We start from the raw sequence: 18,779 nt of genomic DNA on the forward strand, positions 1-18,779 counted from the left end.
GCCTCTGGCCAGTCGTTAAAATTCCGGGATTATAAGTCTCCACACGCAAGGCGTGCAGGAGGCGGGCGATGGGGCTGGACAGGATGTTCGGCTGGCTGAGGCGGCATGCGGCGGGCGAGGGCGGTGCCCTTCGCCCGCCTCGCCGGGCGCGTGAGCCGCAGCGGTCGATCGACTCCAGCCGGGCCTGGCCGGGCCAGGCGACCGAGGGGGGATTTTGCCCTGGCCGGCTTCGCCGAAGCGCCGCAAGCCTTCCCCGGCACCGGGCTGAGCGGGCCGGTGCCGGCCCCGCATGTCCCCGACCGCTCCTTCACCCCCCGGGAGGGTGTGGCGCCGCCCTTCCCGAGCACCGGCCCGCACGGCCATCGCGGTCGGATGCGGGAGAAGCTGCTGGAGCGCGGCCCGGAGGCGCTGGCGGATTACGAGCTGCTGGAAATGCTGCTCTTCTTCGCCTTCAAGACCGGCGACACCAAGCCGATGGCGAAGTCGCTCATCAACCGCTACGGCAGCTTCGCCGCCGTGCTGGCGGCGCCGCAGCAGACCCTGCTCGACACACGCGGGCTCGGGCCGCACAGCGTCGCCGCCATCAAGCTGGTGCGCGCCGCGGCGCTGCGCCTGGCCCGGGCGGAGGTGATGGACCGGCCGGTGCTGAACAATTGGGACCGGCTGGTGGACTACCTCACCGCGGCGCTGGCGCGGGAGCCGGTGGAGTGTTTCCACGTGCTCTACCTCGACAGCCGCAACCGGCTGATCGCCGATGAGGCGCAGGCCCGCGGCACGGTGAACCACACCCCGGTCTATCCGCGGGAGGTGGTGAAGCGCGCGTTGGAGGTGCAGGCCACCGCCATGATCCTGGTCCATAACCACCCGAGCGGCGACCCGACGCCCTCGCGCGCCGATATCGAGATGACGGCGGAGGTGAAGGCGGCGGCCGGGGTCTTCGGCATCGTGCTGCACGACCACCTGATCGTCGGTAATGGCAGGCAGACCTCGCTGCGGCGGGAGGGGCTGCTGTAGAACCCTATCCTGCGGCGATGCGCGGGGCGGCGAGGCTGTTCCACCTGGTGCGCTGCCAAGCCGTGCGGGCGCTGCCCGCATAACCGCGGCGCGGGGAAGGATGGCCGGCAGCGGCAGGCCGGCGTAGTCAGACTGCCTTTGCGACCATGGGGGCACTGGCCAGGGAAGGCGATCCCGGGCATCGAAGACGCGTTGTGGACTGACGGAACTGCCTGACCGGCAAGCCTTGAGGAGGAAACCCATGCCCCACGCATCGCGCAGACGCCTGGCTGCGTACCTGGCCGGCCTTGCCGCGTCGCCCTTGCTGCGAGCCACGCCTGCCCTGGCCCAGCCCGCCTTCCCGTCACGGCCCGTCACCATCGTGGTGCCCTTCTCCCCGGGCGGCAGCACCGATGTGCTGACCCGCCTCATGGCGGAACGGATGACGGAAGCGCTCGGCAAGCCGGTGCAGATCGAGAACCGGCCGGGCGGCAATACCATTATCGGCGCCGAGGCCGTGGCCCGCGCCCAGCCGGACGGGCACACGATACTGATGGCCGCGGGCACGACGCTGACCATCAATCCGGTGATCTACCGCAAGCTGCCCTACAAGATGGAGGATTTCGCGCCCATCACCCTGGCCTCGGTCTTCCCCTTCGCGGTCATCGCCCGCAATGACGGGCCGGCCGATATCGCGGCGATGATCGCCGCCGCCCGTGCCCGGCCGGGGGAGATCACCTATGGCACCAATGGCCCGACCACGCTGACCAATGTGGCCATGCTGATGGTGCTGGAACGCCTCGGCCTGACGATGCAGGACGTGACCTATCGCGGCGACGCGGCGCAGTTGAACGATTTCATCGCCGGCAACCTCGACCTTCTGGTGGTGGCGGGCAGCACCGCGCTGCCGGTCTACAACAACCAGCAGGGCCGCATCCTCGGCTGGACCAGCGCCGAGCGCGTGCCCTCCACGCCCGATGTTCCCACCTTCGCCGAGGCCGCCGCGCCGGGCCTCGTCGCGCAGAGCTGGTTCGGCCTGCTGGCGCCGGCACGCACCCCGGCCGCGGTGGTGGAGACGTTGAACGCCGCCGCGGTCCGCGCCCTGCAGGACCCGCGCATCCGCGAGCGCCTGACCAATGACGGCCAATTCGTGAAGGGCGGCACGCCGGAGGAATTCGGCACCTTCCTGCGCGACGAGGCGGAGAAGTGGCGGCCCATCCTCAGCCGGCTGGACGTGCCGCAGAACTGAGCCCGCAAGGGGAAGCTCAGGCCACCGCCGCCTCCGGGTCGCCCGGCGCGGTTTCCCAGCCGAGGCCGGCGATGGTGACGATCCGCCGCCCGGCCAGGTCCGGGCGGCAGAAGATCGCGCCCTGCTCCTCCATCCAGGCCAGCACCCGCCGCGCCCGGCCGAGCGAGCGGCTGCCATAGGCCAGTGCGATGGCGGCGTCGGAGGGGCAGGGCGCCCCCTCCAGCGCGCTGCGGGCCAGGAGCAGGTAGACGCCCTGGAGATCCTCGGGCAGGGAAGGCGCCCGCTCCACCGCCTGCTGCCACTCCGGCCGTGCTGCCGCCGCCTCGCCGATGCCGGCCCTTCCCACCGCCAGCAGCCGGCGGAAGGCGGCCATGTCAGGCGGCTTGCCGGCCAGGCCGCGAATCCGGCAGCGCACCAGGAAATCCTGGTAGAGCACCGGCACCGGGCGATAGGCGGAGTCCGGCTCGGCCAGCACCTCGCGCATCACCTCCTCCAGTCGGAGGCGGCGTTCGGCCACCTCCTCCGGGCTCTGCGGCGCGGGTTCGGCGGCATCATGCAGGGCGGCCGGGCGGGCCTGGGCCAATTGCGCCAGCAGGTCCGGCTGCGGCAGGGGCGGCGGGCGGCGGGCGGCGGGGCGCGGCGGGCCCGGCTCCGGCGGCTTCAGGATCAGCTCCCGCGCCTCCGCCACCGGGGTTTCCGGCAGGGGGGTGAGCTTCGGCCCGGCGCCGCGCGATTCCGTCTCCACCGCGCCGATCCGCACCGGCAGCGGGCGCCGCGCGAGCGCCGGGCCGAGCGCCAGGAAATGGCCGCGCTCCAGCTCGCGGAACTGCTCCGCCTGGCGTCGCTCCAGGCCGAGCAGGTCGGCGGCGCGGGCCATGTCGATATCGAGGAAGGTGCGGCCCATCAGGAAGTTGGAGGCTTCCGCCGCGACATTCTTGGCCAGCTTGGCCAGGCGCTGGGTGGCGATGACCCCGGCGAGCCCTCGCTTGCGGCCGCGGCACATCAGGTTGGTCATGGCGCCGAGCGAGAGCTTCCGCGCCTCGTCCGAGACCTCGCCGGCCACGGCGGGGGCGAAGAGCTGCGCCTCGTCCACCACGACCAACATCGGGGTCCAGGCGTCGCGCTCCATCTCGAAAAGGCCGCCGAGGAAGGCGCTGGCGCGGCGCATCTGGCCCTCGGCATCCAGCCCCTCCAGGTCCAGCACCACCGAGACGCGGTGCCGCCGTACCCGCTCCGCCGCCAATTGCAGCCCGGCCTCGGAATGCGCGGCGGCGTCGATCACCAGATGGCCATGGCGCTCGGCCAGGGTGACGAAATCGCCCTCCGGGTCGATCACCGCCTGCTGCACCCAGGGGGCGCTCTGCTCCAGCAGGCGGCGCAGCAGGTGCGACTTGCCGGAGCCGGAATTGCCCTGCACCAGCAGCCGGGTGGCCAGCAATTCCTCAAGGTCGAGCAGGGCGGGCTGCCCGGCCTCCGTCCGTCCCAGATCGACGCTGACCGTCATCCATCCCCCACCCCAGACAAGGGAAGGGAATAGGGCAGGGCGGGGCGCGGCTCAACCGGGACGGGGCGGATCGGTTGACAGCCGCAACCACCCCGCCGAGGCTTTTCCGGGCGATGGGAGGAGGCCGAAGATGCCGACGCCGCTGGAGGACAAGGATGCGATCCGCGAATTGCTGGCGGAATACTGGGTGGATTCAAGTGGTCGTCGCAACACCAAGGCGGAGGGTGGTTGCGATGGCGGGTCGGCGGCGTTCGGATCGGGCTTTGCGGGCGAAGTCTCCTTCGCCAGGCCGCCCGGGAGTAGCCCGGCGTGAGGACCAGCGGCGCTTCTGGACGTTGATTGCGGCGGGACAGTCGAGCTGGGACGCGGCGATCGGCGTGGGGGTGTCGGAGGCGGTTGGGTCCCGCTGGTTTCGGGAGGCGGGCGGGATGCCACCATCGACGCTCGGGCGGTCGTCAAAGCCGCCTTCGGGACGATACCTGTTGTTTGCGGAGCGCGAGGAGATTGCGCTGCTGCGAGCCCAGGGCTGTGGAGTGCGAGAGGTTGCCCGGCGGCTGCGACGGGCGGCATCGACGGTCTCGCGCGAGCTACGGCGCAATGCGGCCACGCGCAGCGGCAACCTGGAGTACAGGGCCACGACGGCGCAGTGGCATGCTGAGCGGGCGGCGCGGCGTCCGAAGCCGGCGAAGCTGGTGACGCACCCGGCGCTGAGGGCGTATGTGCAAGATCGGCTGGCGGGTGCCGTGGTCTCTCCAGGCGGGGCTACGGTGCCCGGACCGGCGGTGCCGTGGAAGGGCCGGCGGCATGGACCGAGGCAGCCTCGGCGCTGGGCGAGAGGATGGAGCCCGCAGCAGATCTCGCGGCGGCTGCGGCTCGACTTTCCTGGCGATGGTGCGATGCGGATCAGCCATGAGGCCATCTACCAGTCGCTCTACGTCCAGGGCCGCGGCGCGCTGCGCCGCGAGCTGACGGCCTGCCTGCGAACCGGGCGGGCGCTGCGCGTGCCGCGGGCGCGGAGCCGGGGGCGCGGCAAGTCGCATGTCGCGCCCGAGGTGCTGATCAGCCAGCGCCCGGCGGAGGCGGACGACCGGGCCGTGCCGGGGCATTGGGAGGGAGACCTCATCCTTGGCCTTGGCAGCTCAGCAATCGGCACCCTGGTGGAGCGCACGACGCGGTTCACGATGCTGCTGCACCTGCCCCGCATGCCGGGTCATGGAGAGGGAACGCGCGTCAAGAACGGCCCGGCGCTGGCCGGGCATGGGGCGGAAGCGGTGCGCGACGCCATCACCCGCATGATCACCACCCTGCCGGAGGCGCTGCGCCGGTCGCTGACCTGGGACCAGGGGGCGGAGATGAGCGAGCACGCCCGGCTGCGGATCGACACCGGCGTGCAGGTGTACTTCTGCGAGCCGCACAGCCCGTGGCAGCGTGGCACGAACGAGAACACCAACGGGCTGCTGCGGCAGTACTTCCCGAAGGGGACTGACCTGAGCGCGCACGGCGCCGATGACCTCGCGGCCGTGGCTGCGGCGCTCAATGGCAGGCCTCGCAAGACGCTCGGCTGGAGAACGCCAGCCGAAGCGCTTGACGAGGCGCTGCGATCGGCTCAGGCAGGCGTTGCGACGACCAGTTGAGCCTGGGCTGCTTCTGCCTCGACGAATGCCGCTTCGGGGAGATGGGCGCTCTCTTCACCGAGACCGCCGAATGGGGCCCGAGCCGCATCCCGCAGAAGGCCCGCGGCCCGCGCGAGATCGCCGAACTGGCGCGCAGCATCGTGCCGGTTGCGGGCGAGGGGCCGGTGCGGCGGCACCTCACCACCAATATCGTCATCCGGCTGGAGGGCGACCGCGCCCGGGTGAAGTCTAATTTCCTGATGGTGCGGGAGAGCGAGGCCGGGCCGCTGCTGGCCCTGGCCGGCACCTATGAGGATGTGGTTTCCCGCACGCCGGCGGGCTGGCGCTTCCAGTCCCGCGAGATCCGCAACGACATCGCCGGCGATCTGGGGCTGAAGCGGTGAGGCGCCAGGCGCTGCCGGCGGCGCTGAACGGGGCGGTGGGCCGTGCCTTGGCGCGGCCGGACGTGCGGGCGGCCTATGCCGCGCTGGGCTCGGCGGCGGAGAGTTCGACGCCAGAGGCATTCGGCCGGCTGATCGCCGGGGAGGCGGCGAAGTGGCGGGCGGTGATCGAGCGGATCGGGCTCAAGCCCCAATAACCGGAGGGTCGAATGGCCAATCCGGGCCGTGCCGAGCCTCGCCTAGCACGCGCCGCAGGTTCTTGCCGATGCGGCCCAGGGCTTCCTCCCAGGGCAGCACGGCGAAGGCATCGAATTCCGGCAACCTGGTGCCGTCAGCATGGCGGAAGAAGGAGGTGCAGCGCAGCTCCTCCGGCGCCGGCATCTCCGCGCGGCGCCAGAGGAACAGCGCCAGGTCCTTGGCCGGCAGGTAGCGATGCAGGCCGAGCGGCACCAGCGCGCCGGGCGGGACACGGAGGCCGGTCTCCTCCCGCAATTCGCGCGCCGCCGCCACGGCGAAATCCTCGCCCGGCTCCGCCAGGCCCTTCGGGATGTCCCAGAGCACCGCCCGCGCGAAATGGCCGAGCAGCAGCCTCGCCCCGTCGGTCACGATCACGCCGCAACTGGTCCGGCGCATGCCGCGTCTCAGGCGGCCGCCGCCAGCAGCACCACCCCGCCGCTGATCAGCGCGATCGCCGCCAGTTTCTGCGCCCCCAGCGCCTCGCCGAACATGAAATGCCCGATGATGGCGATCACCACATAGCTGGCCGCGGTGCAGGGCAGCGCCACCGACATCGGGATCTTCCGCAGCGCCACGATATAGAGCAGCGCCGCGCCGCCATAGAAGACCAGGCCAATCATGGTGGCGGGCCGGAAGAGCTGGGCGAGGAAGCCGCCCTCGCCGCCCGCCCCGGTCTTCAGCAGCACCTGCCCGACCAGCGAGGTGCAGATCGCGGCGCCGAGCGCCAGCCAGAAGGGGGTCACGAGAGCGCATCCTCCCGCAGCCGCGCCGCCGGCTGGATTTCCGGGGCGGCTGGGCCGATCACCTGCCGCACCACGCCCTGCGGCTTGCCGTTGGCTGAGAGGAAGGCGCGGCCGACATATTCGCCGAGCACGCCAAGGATCAGGAACTGCACGCCGGCGATCAGCAGCATCATGGTCATGCTGGACGCCCAGCCGGAGGGCGGCGCGCCGGTCAGCGCCTCCGCCATCACCAGCAGCGCGCCGAACAGGCCGAGCACGCCCATGCCGACCCCGGCGAAGATCGCCAGCCGCAGCGGCAGCACCGAGAAATTGGTGGCCAGGTTCAGCCAGAGCCGCACCAGCCGCACCAGGGTGTAGTTGGAGCGGCCTTCGAGCCGGGCCAGGTGCAGCACCTCGACGCTGTCGATCCGCTTCGTCACCTGCATGATGAGCCCGTCCACATAGGGGTAGGGGCCGCGGTATTTCGTGACCTCCCGCACCACCAGCGCATTCATGCAGCGGAAGGAGGAGAGATACAGGCCCTTCGGCTTGTCCAGCAGCGCATCCGCCACCCGGTTGGCGAAGCGGGAGCCGAGGTTGCGCCAGCCCTCGTGCCGCTTCTCGGCATAGCGGGTATAGACCACGTCCCAATGGCCCAGGCGGGCGTGGTCATAGAGCTTCAGCACCTCCTCCGGCGGGTTCTGCAGGTCATCGTCCATGGTGATGACATAGGCGCCGCGGGCATGCCGCAGCCCGGTCATGACCGCGTTGTGCTCGCCGAAGTTGCGGGCATGTTCCAGGTAGGTGAGCGGCACGCTGGCGCTGGCGGCCAGCGCCCGGCAGACATCGCCGGAATTGTCCGGGCTGCCGTCATTCACCAGCACGATCTCGAGCCCGCCCACCGGGGCAAGGGCGGAGAGCGCCTCCACCAGCCGGCCCACGGTGGCGGCGCCGCGATAGACCGGGACGACGATGCTCAGACCTACCGGATACCCGGAAAGCGTGTCGCGCGGGGATTCAGGCATGATACGCAAGGATTCTCCGGTCAGGGACGGTGGCATCAGGGACGCAGGGCAGTGGCAAGCACCGAGCCGCCGGCGGGGAAGGGCAGGCCGCCCACCATCAGCCGCCGCTCCAGCGCCGTCATCGCCCAGAGGCTACGGTTCAGCCAAGGCGGAAACGGGGCAACATCGGAGCGGTTGTCGGGCGCGCGTGCCAGCAACTTGCGCTGCACCACCATCAGCGGCAGCAGCAGGGCGTTCCAGTAGCGCGGGCGGATCGCCTGGAAGCCGGCGCCGGCCAGCAGGGCGCGGGCGGTGCCGGCGGTGAAGCGGCGGGCATTGTGCACCCTGAGGTCATGCGCCGAGTGCAACCATTCGAAGGCCGGCAGGTTCACCAGCAGCAGCCCGCCCGGCCGCAGCACCCGGAACATCTCGGCCAGGGCGCGGTCCGGCTCCACCGCGGCGTGGGAGAGCACATCGAGGCTGATCAGGGCGCCGAAACTGGCATCCGCGAAGGGCAGGGCATTCACCGTGCCGACCGCGACCGGGAGCCCGGCCTTGGCCCGGGCCCGGGCGGCGGCCTCCGGCATGTATTCCAGCCCGGTGGCCGGGATGTCGGGCCGGGCCTGGCGCAGCCGCGCCAGGAAGCCGCCGGTGCCGCAGCCGGCATCGAGCAGCCCGCCCCAGGGCGCGGTTCCGGCCGGGCGGGCGGCCTCCAGCGCACCGAGGGCCTGGGCATGCAGGGCGCGATACCACCACATGCCGTCCTCGGCAGCGTCCATCAATTGATATTCGGCGGGCTCCACGCCCCGTTTCTGGCATGCGGCCGGCGGGGGCGACAAGGCGCGGCAGCGCAACAAGCGCGTGGGGTGAGGCATCGGGCGCAGTTGCCTCGCCGCTGCCGCATCCCGGCCGCAATGGCATTGCAGGATCGGTGCGGCGCGACAAGGATGTGCGCCCTGCCATGATGCCCTCGGACCCTATCCCGCCGCATCCGCCTGTTGCCACGCCCCTGGCCGGGGCCACCGATCCAGCCCTGGCGGCGCGGCTGCTCCGGGTCGCCGCGCTGCTGCCGGCCCTGGCCTATCTGCTGGTCGCGCTGTCGCCGCCGCTGAACCATGACGTGGCGGCGGTGCTGGATTTCGCCGAGCGCTGGATCGCCGGGGAAAGGCTCTATGCCGACCTGATCGACGTCAATCCGCCGCTGGTCTTCGTCCTCAACCTGCTGCCGGCGGCGATCGGCGCCTGGACGCCGCTGGATGCGGTGCAGGGGCTGCTGCTCTGCGTCTTCGGGCTCTGCGCCCTTTCGGCGGGCATGGCGTTGCGGTTGGTGCGGCTCGGCGGGGCGGGGCCGATGGAAGCCGCCTGTCTCGCCGTTACCATCCCGTTGCTGACCATCGCCGCCGGCTATGATTTCGGCCAGCGCGAGCACCTCATGGCGGTGGCCGCGATCCCCTATCTGCTGCTGGCGGCGCGCCGCATCGAGGGGGTGCCAACCGGGCGCGGCCTCACCCTGGGCTGCGCCGTGCTGGCCGGGCTGGGCTTCGCGTTGAAGCCGCATTTCCTGGCGGTGCCGGCGCTGGTGGAGGGGTGGGTGCTGCTCCGCCGCGGCCCGCTCCGGGCGCTGCGCGACCCGGTGCCCTGGAGCATGGCGGGGATCTGGCTGCTCTATCTGGCCAGCCTGCCGGTGCTCTTCCCGGAATACCTGGGCTACGTGCTGCCGCTGGTCTGGGACTACTACCTCGACCTCGGCGGCTTCGCCTGGTGGCAGGTGATCCTGACCGAGCGGCTCGGCACCGCGCTGATGCTGCTGCTGCCGCTGATGGTGGTGGCCTTCCGGCCGGCGGGGTTCCGGCACGAAGCGCGGGCATTGCCGCAGGTGCTGGCGCTGGCGGCGCTGGGCGCCACGGTTTCCGCCGTGGTGCAGCACAAGGGCTGGTCCTATCACGCCCTGCCGGTGCGGCTGCTGACCGGGCTGCTGGCGGTGGTGCTGGCCGCGCGCTGGCTGGACCGGTCCCTGCCGGGGATGCGGGCGCTGCGTGCCGCCCCCGCCGCCGCGGTGATCGCCGCCTTCGCCATCGGCATCCATAATTTCGCCGGTGCCGAGGCGCCCTGGCGGCAGATCACCTGGTCCTGGTCGCGGGCCGGGGCGGTCTCCGACCTGCTGAAGCGGGAGGCCTATGGGGAGCGGCTGCTGGTGCTCTCGCCCGACATCTTCCCGGTCTATCCGGCGCTGAACTATGCCCGCGCGCAATCGACGCTGCGGACGATGAACCTTTGGCTGTTGCAGGGGGTCTACAACCGCTGCCCGGCCAATGGCGCGCGCTACCGCGAGACCTGGGAGATGCCGCGCGCCGAATTCTTCGTCTACCGCACTGTGGCCGAGGATTTCTCCCGTGCGCCGCCGGCCGCGATCCTGGTGTCACGCAACCCGGGCATTCCCTGGTGTGGCCGGGAATTCGATTTTCTGGAATATTTCTCGCGCCATCCCCTTGTTCGCCGAGACCTTCCGGCGGTATCGCCCAGCGGCCGAGGTCGAGGGCTATCGACTGTTTCTGCGGGAAGACTGATGACCCACCAGGATTATGTCGGCCGCACCGAGACGCGGGAGGACCGCGTCGATCCCAGGCTGGTCGAGGGGCTGGCCGCCACGCTCGGGCGGCCGGTGCCGCAAGGGGCGCTGCCGCCCCTTTGGCACTGGATGCTCTTCCAGGACTGGCGGAGGCCCGAGGAGCTGGGGCCGGATGGCCACCCGAAGCGCGGCGGCTTCCTGCCGCCGGTGCATGACCTGCCGCGCCGCATGTGGGCGGGCGGTCGCGTGACCTTCCATGCCGCCGGCCTCCAGGCCGAGGACCGGCTGCGCCGCACCAGCACCATCCGCAAGGTGGACGAGAAATCCGGCGGTTCCGGCCGGCTCGTCTTCGTCACCGTGCACCATCTGGTGGAGGGGCCGCGCGGCCCGGCGCTGGAGGAGGAGCAGGACCTGGTCTATCGCGGCACCGAGGGCGCGGCGGTGCGCGCCGCCGAACCGGCGCCCGAGATGCCGGGTGCGGCCACGGCCAGCCTGGTGCCTGACAGCGTGATGCTGTTCCGCTACTCCGCGCTCACCGGCAATGGCCACCGCATCCATTACGACCACCCCTATGTCACCGGGGTGGAGGGCTATCCCGGCCTGGTGGTGCATGGCCCCTTGCAGGCGACCTTGCTGGCGCAGCACGTGCTGGACCATGCGCCGCCCGGCGCCCGGCTCGCCCGCTTCGCCTATCGCGGACGCCGCCCCTGTTTCGACGGGCGGCGCCTGACCCTGCTCGGCACCTTCTCGGGCCAGGATGCCCGGGCCGAGACGCGGGACGAGGATGGCGCCACCTGCATGCAGGCCGAGGCCGTGCTTGCCTGAGCGAAGGCCGCGCTGATGCCGGAAAGTCCCGGCGCTCGCCTGGCTGCGGCCGGGCCGGCGCCGTTGCCCTCCCGCACCGCCTCGCACCTTGTGCCCACGGGCGAGGAGGCGATGCGCGGGCTGCTGCTCGTGGCGCTGGGCTATGCCGTGATCTCGGCGGCGGATGCCTCGGTGAAATGGGTGCTGCCGGAGATCGGGCCGGCCGCCGCCATGGTCTGGCGCGGGCTGATCGGCGCCATGACAGTGGCGGTGCTGGCGCGTGGCCGCGGGCTCAGGCCGGTGCGCTGGCGACTGCTCGGGCTGCGGAATGTCCTGCATACCAGCGTCTCCGCCGCCTGGTACCTGGCCTGGATGCTGGGTGTCTCGCTGGCCGACAGCTATGCCGTGGCGGCTGCGGCGCCGCTGCTGATGACCCTGATGGCCATCCCGATGCTGGGCGAGCGGATCGGCTGGCGGCGCTGGCTCAGCACCGCGATCGGCTTCGGCGGCGTGCTGTTCATGCTCCAGCCTGGCGGCGAGTTGTGGCGATGGGAGACCGGGATGCTGCTGGTCGCCACCGTGGTGATGGCGCTCACCCGGATCTGGACCCGCGTGCTAACCCGCACCGATACGCCCAGCGCCATCGCCTTCTGGCTGATGGTCGCGCATATCCCGGTGGGGCTGCTGCTGCTGATGGTCCCTGCCATGTGGCCCGCCTCCGGCCCGCCGCCGCTGCTGCCGAGCTGGGCCGGGTTGCTGGCCCTGGTGGCTTTCGGCATGGCGAATGGGGTGGCGCATATGCTGTTTGCGCGCGGCTTCGGCCTGGCGCCGATCTCGGCCATCGCGCCCTTCGAATATTCACCGCTGCTCTGGGGCATCCCGCTCGGCTTCCTGATCTGGGCGGAGGTGCCGGCCTGGACCACCCTGGCCGGCGCCGCCATCGTCATCGGCGCCGGGCTCTACAACGTGCATCGCGAGAGGGTGCGGCGGGCGCAGGAACGCGCGGCGGCGAAGGCGGGCTGATGCCGCTCCGGCATGATATCCGCCGCGGCGCGCTCTGCATGCTGCTGGCGCATCTGCTCTTCACCGGCATGTCGGCCATGGTGAAGGAACTCGGGGACCGCATCCCCTTCGTCGAACTGATGTTCTTCCGCAGCTTCTTCGCATTGCCGGTGATAGGGCTGATCGTCGCCCGCAGCGGCGGCGCTAGGCTGCTGCGGACGCGGCGCTTCCCGGGGCATTTCCTGCGCGCCATTACCGGCACCATGGCGCAGGGTTGCAGCTTCTTCGCTCTCACCGTGCTCTCCTTGGCCGAGCAGACGGCGCTCGGCTACACCACGCCGCTTTTCGTTACCATACTGGCCATTCCCCTGCTCGGCGAGAAGGTGGGGCGGCATCGCTGGTCCGCCGTGCTGCTGGGCTTCTGCGGCGTGCTGGTGATCGCGGCGGGGCAGGGGGTGTTCCATGGCGCCGGGCCGGTCAGCGCGCTGATGGTGGCGGGCACCGTCGCCGCGGTGTCGCAGGGGCTGTTCTCGGCGCTGACCACGCTTCTGGTACGGCAGTTGTCCGCCACCGAGACCTCGACCACCATCGTGCTCTGGCAGTCGCTGCTGATGACCAGCTTCACCCTGCTGGTGCTGCCCTTCGTCTGGGTCACGCCCACCTGGCCGGATCTCGCCATGCTGGTGCTGATCGGGCTGGTGGGCGGCGGCGCGCAATGGCTGCTGACCGAGGCCTATGCCAGCGCCCAGGTCTCGGCGCTCGGCCCCTATTCCTATTCCTCGCTGCTCTGGTCCATTGCGCTGGGCTGGATGGTATGGGGGGGATGTGCCGACGCCCTGGATGCTGGCAGGCTCCGCGCTGATCGTCATCGCCGGCCTCTATATCCTGCACCGGGAACTGGTGCGCCGGCGCATGGCCGCGGCCGAAAGGAGCGAAGAATGAGCATCCCCTTCCGCAGGGACGACACCTTGGCCCCCGGCGCGGTGGAGGAGACGGCGCCGGGCGTGCGGCGCATCCTCTGCAACAACCCCTCGGCCTTCACCTTCCGCGGCACCAATACCTATGTCATCGGCCGCGGCGAGGTGGCTGTGCTGGACCCCGGGCCGGTGGATGCGGCGCATCTGGAGGCCATCCTGGCGGCCGTGCGGGGCGAGCGGGTGACGCAGGTGATCGTCTCCCACACCCATCGCGACCATTCGCCCGGCGCCCGCGCGCTGGCGGCGGTGACCGGGGCGCCGATGCTGGGTTTCGCGCCGCACATGACCCCGGCCGCCGAGGGGGGGCGAGGGTGGCGACCACGATTTCATCCCGGATATCCGCGTGCCCGATGGCGGCAGGGTGGAAGGCGGCGATTGGCGCCTGACCGCGCTGCACACGCCAGGGCATTGCGGCAATCACCTCTGCTTCGCGCTGGAAGGGACCGGCGTGCTGTTCAGCGCCGACCATGTGATGTCCTGGTCCACCAGCGTGGTCAGCCCGCCGGATGGCGACATGGCCGCCTATATGCGCAGCCTGGCGCGGTTGCAGGCGCGCGAGGACCGTATGCTGCTGCCCGGCCACGGCCCCGCCATCACCGAGCCCGCCCCCTTCCTGGCGGCGCTGGCGGCGCATCGGCAGGAGCGGGAGGAGCGGGTGGTGGCGGCGCTCGACGCGAAGGGCCGGGCGACGGCGGCGGAACTGGTCGGCCCGGTTTATGGCCCGCTCGATCCGCGCCTGGTCGGCGCCGCCGGGCGCAGCCTGCTGTCCCACCTCATCAAGCTGGAAGCCGAGGGTGTGGTGCGGCGGGAGGGCGAGACCTGGATGCCTGCCGCATAACGGTCAGCCTGACTCCGGCAGCCGGTTGTCCATGCCGCGGAAGCAGATGAGCTGACGCTGGCGTCGCTGCTCCGGCGTCATCGCCAGCCAGGCACGGAATTCGGCCAGCACCTTGGCGGTGATGGTGGCGATCTTGTGCCGGGCGGCTTCCTCCACCCCGAAGAAGCGGAGCTCCTCCAGTTCACCGGAGCCGCGGATAGGACCGGTCGCGGCCTCCGCGGGGGCGATCAGGAAACGGGCGTTGAAGCGCATGAAGCGGTTGGGCGGCGTCACCGCGCGGCAGAGATAGTCGAGCGCGGCGAGGTCGGGCAGCACGTGATGGCCCTCGCCATGGCCAAGACGGAGATTGGTCTCCTCCAGCAATTCCCGCACCGCGGCGATGCCGAGCGCGCGGGCCAGCGAGGGCGGCGCCTGGCGTTCCAGGCAGGCGCGGGTGGACTCCGCCAATTCGGTGACGGATTGCGCGCGGTAATCGGCGCGATCCACCCGGCCGCCGGGGAAGACCAGCACATTCGGCATGAAGCGGTGGTTGGCGTGGCGCATGCCCATCAGCACCTCCGCCCCCTGCCTGCCCTGGCGCCAGAGGATCAGGCTGGCGGCATGGCGCGGGCGCACCACGCGCGGGCGGGCGCGGATCTCGGAGGCCGGGCCGCCGGGATTGTCGTCGGTCGGCGCATCCCGCGGGGGTGCATCGTCAGTCAAGCGCGATACCCCGCAGCCGCAGCCAGGTGCGGAGGCCGAAACGTTCCGGCACGGAGAGCTGGCGGGCGCTGTTCTCGCTCCAGCCGCAGCCCTCGGGCTTCCGGCCCAGGATCTCGGGGTAGCGCGGCTTGGCCGGAGGGCGCAGCGCGTCATAGGCGGGCAGCGCCGCTTCTAGCCCGCTGTCGTCATAGCGCTCGCGGTGCACCACCACGGATTGCGGCAGGCGCGGCGAGGGGGCGTTGCGCGCCACCGGCCAGCCGAGCGTCAGCCCCGCCACCGGGAAGACGCCCTTCGGCAAGCCGCAGAGCGGCCCCACCTTCTCCACATGGTTCCTCACATAGCTGATCGGGCAGGTGCCGAGCCCCGCCGCATCGGCGGCCAGGATCAGATGCGCCATGGCCAGGGCCGCATCCGCGGTGGCGTTGATGAAGGTATCGACCGAGTCGTTGGCGTATTCCCGCCCCTGCAATTCGCAGAGCCGCCGGCCGCGCCGGATATCGCCGCAGAACAGCAGGAAGATCGGCGCGTCCTTGATCCAGGGCATCGTGCCGATCCAGTCGGCGATGGCGGCGATCCTCGCCGGGTCCTGCAACAGGATGATGGAGTATTGTTGCAGGTCGGATTTGCTCGGCGCCGATTGCGCGGCGGCGAGGAGAGTCTGCAACAGAGGCTCCGGCACCGGCTCCGGCCGGTAGCGCCGCGTCACCCGGCGGTCGAGGATGGCGGCGAGGCCCGGGGCAAGCTCCGCGGGCGGCGCGAAGGGCTGCTCGCCATAGCGGGCCTGGATCAGCGCGGCGGGGTCGGTGGTCATGCCGGGCAGGGTGGCATCCGGGACGCCGCGGGGGAAGAGGGGTGACTCGTATCCCCTGGCCGATTCAGACCTTCGGGCCATGCGGCCCTTCGGTCATCGGGCAGCCTCAGCGGCGCGGCACCACCCAGGCATCGGCGACCGTCACGCCTTCGCCCTCCGGCCCGATGATGAGCGGGTTGATCTCCGCCTCTGCGATATCCTCGCGGGCGGCGAGGCGGGAGACGGCGACGACGGCGCGGGCCAGCGCCGCCAGGTCGCCGCGCGGCAATCCGCGCCAGCCGGCGAGCACGCGAAACCCGCGCACCTCGGCGATCATCTCCTGCGCCTCCACCTCGGTGACGGGGGCGAGGCGCAGCGTGACGTCGCGGAAGAGTTCGGCGGTGATGCCGCCGGCGCCGAGCAGCACCACCGGACCGACTTCCGGGTCGCGGCGGAAGCCGAGAATGGCCTCGCCCAACCCCTTCGCCATGGGCTGCGCCAGGAAGCCGGTGAGCTTGGCCTGCGGCGCCAGGCGGGCAACGCGATGGTGCATCGCCGCCGCCTCCTGCTTCAGCGCCGCCGCATTGGCGATGTTGAGGCGCACGCCGCCAAGCTCGGTCTTATGTGCGAGATCGGGCGAAAGGATCTTCAGCGCCACCGGCCAGGCGAGATCGCCCGGCGCATCCTGCGGCGTCCGCAGCACCACGAAGCGGCTGTCCAGGCCGAGCGAGGCAAAGAGCCGCCGCGCATCCGCCTCATCCGGCGCCTCCGGCAGCGCATGGGTGATGGCGGGCGCCGCGGTGGTGCTGCGCGGCAGGCGCCAGTCGCACCAGGCGCGGATGCAGTCGGCGGCGGATTCCGGGGTGCGGAAGGCGGCAATACCGGCCTCGGCCAGCAGCCGCAGCGACTGCGGCGCCTCCGGCACCAGGAAAGCGGCGAGTGGCTTCTCCACCCCGGCCGCGCGCGCAGCATCGCGGGCGAGCAGGATGCCGGCCACGGAATCCTGCGGCCGGAACTGCGCCGAGGAGCCGATGACCGAGAGCGCCAGGTCAGTATCCTCCGCCACCTGGAGCGCGCCGAGCGCGGCGGCCACGCGATCGGGCTTCGTCCCGGCGAGCGTCACATCCAGCAGGCGGCCATGATGCGGGAAGCCCGCCGCCTCCAGCGCGGCGGCGGCCGACGCATCCGGCGCGCGGGCCTCGATGCCGGCGACACCGAGGCAATCCACCGCCATGGCGCCGCCGCCGCCGGTGGTGGTCATCACCCCCACCGCGCGCTGCGGATGTGCAAGGGGCCGGCGGCCGATCAGCAGCGCGGGCAGTTCCAGCAGCGCCTCCAGCATGCTGACACGGGCGATGCCATGGGCGCGGAAGAAAGCCTCGGCGGCGGCATCGGAGCCGGCCAGGGCGCCGGTATGGCTCGTGGCGAGTTCCGCGCCGAAGGGGCTGCGGCCAAGCTTGTAGGCGATGACCGGCTTGCCGGTGGCATGGGCGCGGCGGGCCAATTCGGCGAAGTGCTCGGGCGCGCGGATTGCTTCGAGGAACAGCAGGATGGCGTCCACATTCGGGTCGTCCACCAGCAGCCCGGCCACTTCGCCCGCGCTGAGATCGGCCTCGTTGCCGGTGCCGACCAGATGCGAGAAGCCGATGCCGCGCGCCGCGCCGCGCGACATGATGGCGCCCATCATGGAGCCGGATTGCGAGACCAGCGCGATGCGCCCGGCCGGCAGGCTCTCGGCCTCCAGCGCCGCATTCACGCTGCACGCGATGCGGGCATTGAGGTTGATGACGCCCATGGAATTCGGGCCAAGAATGCGGAGCCCCGCGGCGCGGGCGGTGGCGAGCAGCCGAGCTTGAAGGGCTACGCCTTCCGGCCCGGATTCCGCGAAGCCATCCGCCAGCACGCAGGCGGCGGGGATGCCCTTGGCGGCGACCGCATCCACCACCCCCTCGACCTGGCCGGTCCCAAGCAGAATATAGGCGAAATCCACGGGACCGGGGATCTCGGCGACGCTTGGATAGGCGCGTTCGCCGAGCACCTGAGCCTCGCGCGGATGCACCGGCAGGATGTCGCCGGTGAAGCCGTGCTTGCGGAGATAGAGCTGTGCCCGCGCGGTGAGACGCGTGCGGTCGGCGGAGGCGCCGATCAGGGCGATGCGGCGCGGCTCGAACAGCGCCTGGTGCAGCGGGCTCATTTCGGCGGCCGCTGCGGGAAGCTGCGGCCGAAGACGCCCTCAGCGATGCGGTTCTTCAGGATCTCCAGGCTGCCGCCGGCGATCATCCAGCCGCGGCAGCGCCGGACGCAGTATTCGATCAGCAGGTCGCGCGAATAGCCGGTGCCGCCCATGACCTGCATGGATTCATTGGAAGCCAGCCAGCCCGCCTGGTTGCAGGCGTATTTTGCGATGGCCACCTCCTGCGCATCCGGCAGGCCGTTCCCGCCATTCACCGCGGCGCGGTAGAGCAGCAGCCGGGCGCCATCCAGCGCCACCCGCATCTCCGCGAATTTCCATTGCAGCCCCTGGAATTCCGACAGTGTCCGGCCGAATTGCCGGCGCGTCTCGGCATGGGCCTTGGCCTGCTGGAAACAGTATTCGCCAAGCGCCAGCGAGCGGGTGGTATTGCCCACGCGCTCGACATTGAAGCCGGCGATCTGCTTCTTGAAGCCGCCGGGGCCGAGCAGCACCATCTCCGGCGCGATGCGCACATTGTCGAAATAGAGCGCCCGCCAGATCTCGTCATTCATGTATCTGGTGGGCGGGCCGAGGGTGAAGCCCTCCATGCCGCGTTCCACCAGCACGCTGCCGATATTGCCGACACCGGGCCCGAAGCGGCAATAGATGACGAAGACGCTGGCATCGTCGGAATTGGTGGTGAAGATCTTGCCGCCATTCAGGCGCCAACCATCGCCATCCGGCGTGCAACTGGTGGTGAGATCGGTGAGTGCGGAGCCCGCATCCGGCTCCGTCATGCCGACCGCGGCGATCGCCTCGCCACGCAGCAGCGGGCCGAAATACTTCTCCTTTTGCCAGGGCGAGGCGTATTCGGCGAAGGTGCGGAAGGCGCCGAAATTGCCGGCCTGGATCACATCGGCGCTGCGCGGGCAGACCAGCGCCACCTGCTCGATGGCGAGCACCGCGTCGAACAGGCTGCCGCCCTGGCCGCCATCCGCCTCGGGCAGCATGATGCCGAGCAGCCCCTGCTCCGCCATCAGCCGCGCAACATCCCAGGGGAAGCCATCGGCATGCGCGCGCTCCACGGCGCCGGCAGCGAGGTTGCGCTCCGCGAAGGCGCGGACGCTGGCCTGGAAGGCGCGCTGTTCCTCGGTGAGTTGGAAATCCATGGGGCCCGCCATTCATGCCAGGTAGAAAAAGC

At 71.2% G+C, this 18,779-nt stretch carries 19 protein-coding genes and 2 pseudogenes; 11 read left to right on the plus strand and 10 right to left on the minus strand.

The genetic code is table 11. The annotated features are described in order from the left end of the window. The first annotated feature begins 105 nt into the window (after positions 1-105). Both radC and KSF81_RS12455 read left to right on the plus strand, forming a co-directional pair. Positions 106-1,014, plus strand: a complete 909-nt coding sequence (radC, locus tag KSF81_RS12450) for a RadC family protein (protein WP_254453493.1) — start codon at positions 106-108, stop codon at positions 1,012-1,014. A gap of 241 nt (positions 1,015-1,255) precedes the next feature. Then, a complete protein-coding gene (locus tag KSF81_RS12455) occupies positions 1,256-2,242 on the plus strand; it encodes a tripartite tricarboxylate transporter substrate binding protein (RefSeq protein ID WP_217379250.1) in 987 nt (328 codons plus the stop codon). Between the two features lie 16 nt (positions 2,243-2,258). On the opposite strand, the gene KSF81_RS12460 is transcribed toward KSF81_RS12455, so the two are convergent. Beyond that, a complete protein-coding gene (locus tag KSF81_RS12460; RefSeq protein ID WP_217379251.1) occupies positions 2,259-3,746 on the minus strand; it encodes an ATP-binding protein in 1,488 nt (495 codons plus the stop codon). A 130-nt stretch (positions 3,747-3,876) separates the two neighbouring features. Between KSF81_RS12460 and KSF81_RS12465 the strand changes: the two genes are divergently transcribed. From KSF81_RS12465 to KSF81_RS12480, 4 genes are read left to right on the plus strand one after another with little or no spacing between them, the layout of a single operon-like run. Beyond that, positions 3,877-4,059, plus strand: a complete 183-nt coding sequence (locus KSF81_RS12465; RefSeq protein ID WP_217379252.1) for a hypothetical protein — start codon at positions 3,877-3,879, stop codon at positions 4,057-4,059. Next, positions 3,980-5,380, plus strand: coding sequence for an IS30 family transposase (locus KSF81_RS12470; protein WP_217378041.1), 1,401 nt, complete (start codon positions 3,980-3,982; stop codon positions 5,378-5,380). The genes KSF81_RS12465 and KSF81_RS12470 overlap by 80 nt, the downstream gene beginning before the upstream one ends. Continuing rightward, complete coding sequence (locus KSF81_RS12475) at positions 5,377-5,763, plus strand: nuclear transport factor 2 family protein (RefSeq protein WP_217379253.1); 387 nt, start codon at positions 5,377-5,379, stop codon at positions 5,761-5,763. The genes KSF81_RS12470 and KSF81_RS12475 overlap by 4 nt, the downstream gene beginning before the upstream one ends. Beyond that, a complete protein-coding gene (locus KSF81_RS12480) occupies positions 5,760-5,957 on the plus strand; it encodes a hypothetical protein (RefSeq protein ID WP_217379254.1) in 198 nt (65 codons plus the stop codon). The genes KSF81_RS12475 and KSF81_RS12480 overlap by 4 nt, the downstream gene beginning before the upstream one ends. Here the strand turns inward: KSF81_RS12480 and KSF81_RS12485 are convergent. Genes KSF81_RS12485 through KSF81_RS12500 form a run of 4 tightly spaced genes read right to left on the minus strand, consistent with a single transcriptional unit; the run spans position 5,944 to position 8,526 of the window. Then, the gene (locus KSF81_RS12485) at positions 5,944-6,393 is read right to left on the minus strand and encodes an NUDIX domain-containing protein (RefSeq protein WP_217379255.1); all 450 of its coding nucleotides are present in this window, start codon (positions 6,391-6,393) and stop codon (positions 5,944-5,946) included. The two genes, KSF81_RS12480 and KSF81_RS12485, sit on opposite strands and share 14 nt — an antisense overlap. A gap of 8 nt (positions 6,394-6,401) precedes the next feature. Beyond that, on the minus strand, positions 6,402-6,740 hold the full coding sequence (locus KSF81_RS12490; protein WP_217379256.1) for a multidrug efflux SMR transporter: 339 nt from the start codon (positions 6,738-6,740) through the stop codon (positions 6,402-6,404). Next, complete coding sequence (locus tag KSF81_RS12495) at positions 6,737-7,744, minus strand: glycosyltransferase family 2 protein (RefSeq protein WP_217379257.1); 1,008 nt, start codon at positions 7,742-7,744, stop codon at positions 6,737-6,739. Before KSF81_RS12495 ends, KSF81_RS12490 begins: the two co-directional genes overlap by 4 nt. 35 nt (positions 7,745-7,779) lie before the next feature. Next, positions 7,780-8,526: a class I SAM-dependent methyltransferase gene (locus KSF81_RS12500; protein WP_217379258.1), complete on the minus strand. Its 747-nt coding sequence runs from the start codon at positions 8,524-8,526 to the stop codon at positions 7,780-7,782. A gap of 158 nt (positions 8,527-8,684) precedes the next feature. On the opposite strand from KSF81_RS12500, the gene KSF81_RS12505 reads away from it, so the two are divergent. The 3 genes and pseudogenes from KSF81_RS12505 to KSF81_RS29610 all read left to right on the plus strand — a co-directional run. Further along, entirely contained in the window at positions 8,685-11,117 is a 2,433-nt protein-coding gene (locus KSF81_RS12505; RefSeq protein ID WP_254453494.1) for a hypothetical protein, read from the plus strand. 15 nt (positions 11,118-11,132) lie between these two features. Continuing rightward, positions 11,133-12,119 carry a DMT family transporter gene (locus tag KSF81_RS12515; RefSeq protein ID WP_254453495.1) on the plus strand — a complete coding sequence of 329 codons (987 nt, stop codon included), beginning with the start codon at positions 11,133-11,135 and terminating at the stop codon, positions 12,117-12,119. A gap of 77 nt (positions 12,120-12,196) precedes the next feature. Further along, a pseudogene (locus KSF81_RS29610) lies at positions 12,197-12,478 on the plus strand (EamA family transporter); the annotation flags it as partial. On the opposite strand, the gene KSF81_RS29615 reads toward KSF81_RS29610, so the two are convergent. After that, positions 12,427-12,777, minus strand: a complete 351-nt coding sequence (locus KSF81_RS29615; RefSeq protein ID WP_254453496.1) for a hypothetical protein — start codon at positions 12,775-12,777, stop codon at positions 12,427-12,429. The pseudogene KSF81_RS29610 and the gene KSF81_RS29615 sit on opposite strands and share 52 nt — an antisense overlap. Positions 12,778-13,198: 421 nt before the next feature. Here KSF81_RS29615 and KSF81_RS32090 point away from each other — a divergent pair. Both KSF81_RS32090 and KSF81_RS32095 read left to right on the plus strand, forming a co-directional pair. Then, a pseudogene (locus KSF81_RS32090) lies at positions 13,199-13,598 on the plus strand (MBL fold metallo-hydrolase); the annotation flags it as partial. Between the two features lie 42 nt (positions 13,599-13,640). Further along, positions 13,641-13,913 (plus strand): hypothetical protein, encoded by a 273-nt coding sequence (locus tag KSF81_RS32095; RefSeq protein WP_254454020.1) that lies wholly within the window; start codon positions 13,641-13,643, stop codon positions 13,911-13,913. Between the two features lie 3 nt (positions 13,914-13,916). On the opposite strand, the gene KSF81_RS12530 is transcribed toward KSF81_RS32095, so the two are convergent. From KSF81_RS12530 to KSF81_RS12540, 4 genes are all read right to left on the minus strand, one after another. Then, complete coding sequence (locus KSF81_RS12530; RefSeq protein WP_254453497.1) at positions 13,917-14,615, minus strand: NUDIX hydrolase; 699 nt, start codon at positions 14,613-14,615, stop codon at positions 13,917-13,919. Further along, positions 14,608-15,426 (minus strand): nitroreductase family protein, encoded by an 819-nt coding sequence (locus tag KSF81_RS29635; protein ID WP_254453498.1) that lies wholly within the window; start codon positions 15,424-15,426, stop codon positions 14,608-14,610. Before KSF81_RS29635 ends, KSF81_RS12530 begins: the two co-directional genes overlap by 8 nt. A 106-nt stretch (positions 15,427-15,532) precedes the next feature. Then, positions 15,533-17,599 (minus strand): acetate--CoA ligase family protein, encoded by a 2,067-nt coding sequence (locus tag KSF81_RS12535; protein WP_217379261.1) that lies wholly within the window; start codon positions 17,597-17,599, stop codon positions 15,533-15,535. Continuing rightward, positions 17,596-18,747 (minus strand): acyl-CoA dehydrogenase family protein, encoded by a 1,152-nt coding sequence (locus tag KSF81_RS12540; protein ID WP_217379262.1) that lies wholly within the window; start codon positions 18,745-18,747, stop codon positions 17,596-17,598. Before KSF81_RS12540 ends, KSF81_RS12535 begins: the two co-directional genes overlap by 4 nt. Between the last annotated feature and the right edge of the window lie 32 nt (positions 18,748-18,779).

This window comes from Siccirubricoccus sp. G192 (assembly GCF_019084075.1).
GTDB lineage: Bacteria > Pseudomonadota > Alphaproteobacteria > Acetobacterales > Acetobacteraceae > G192.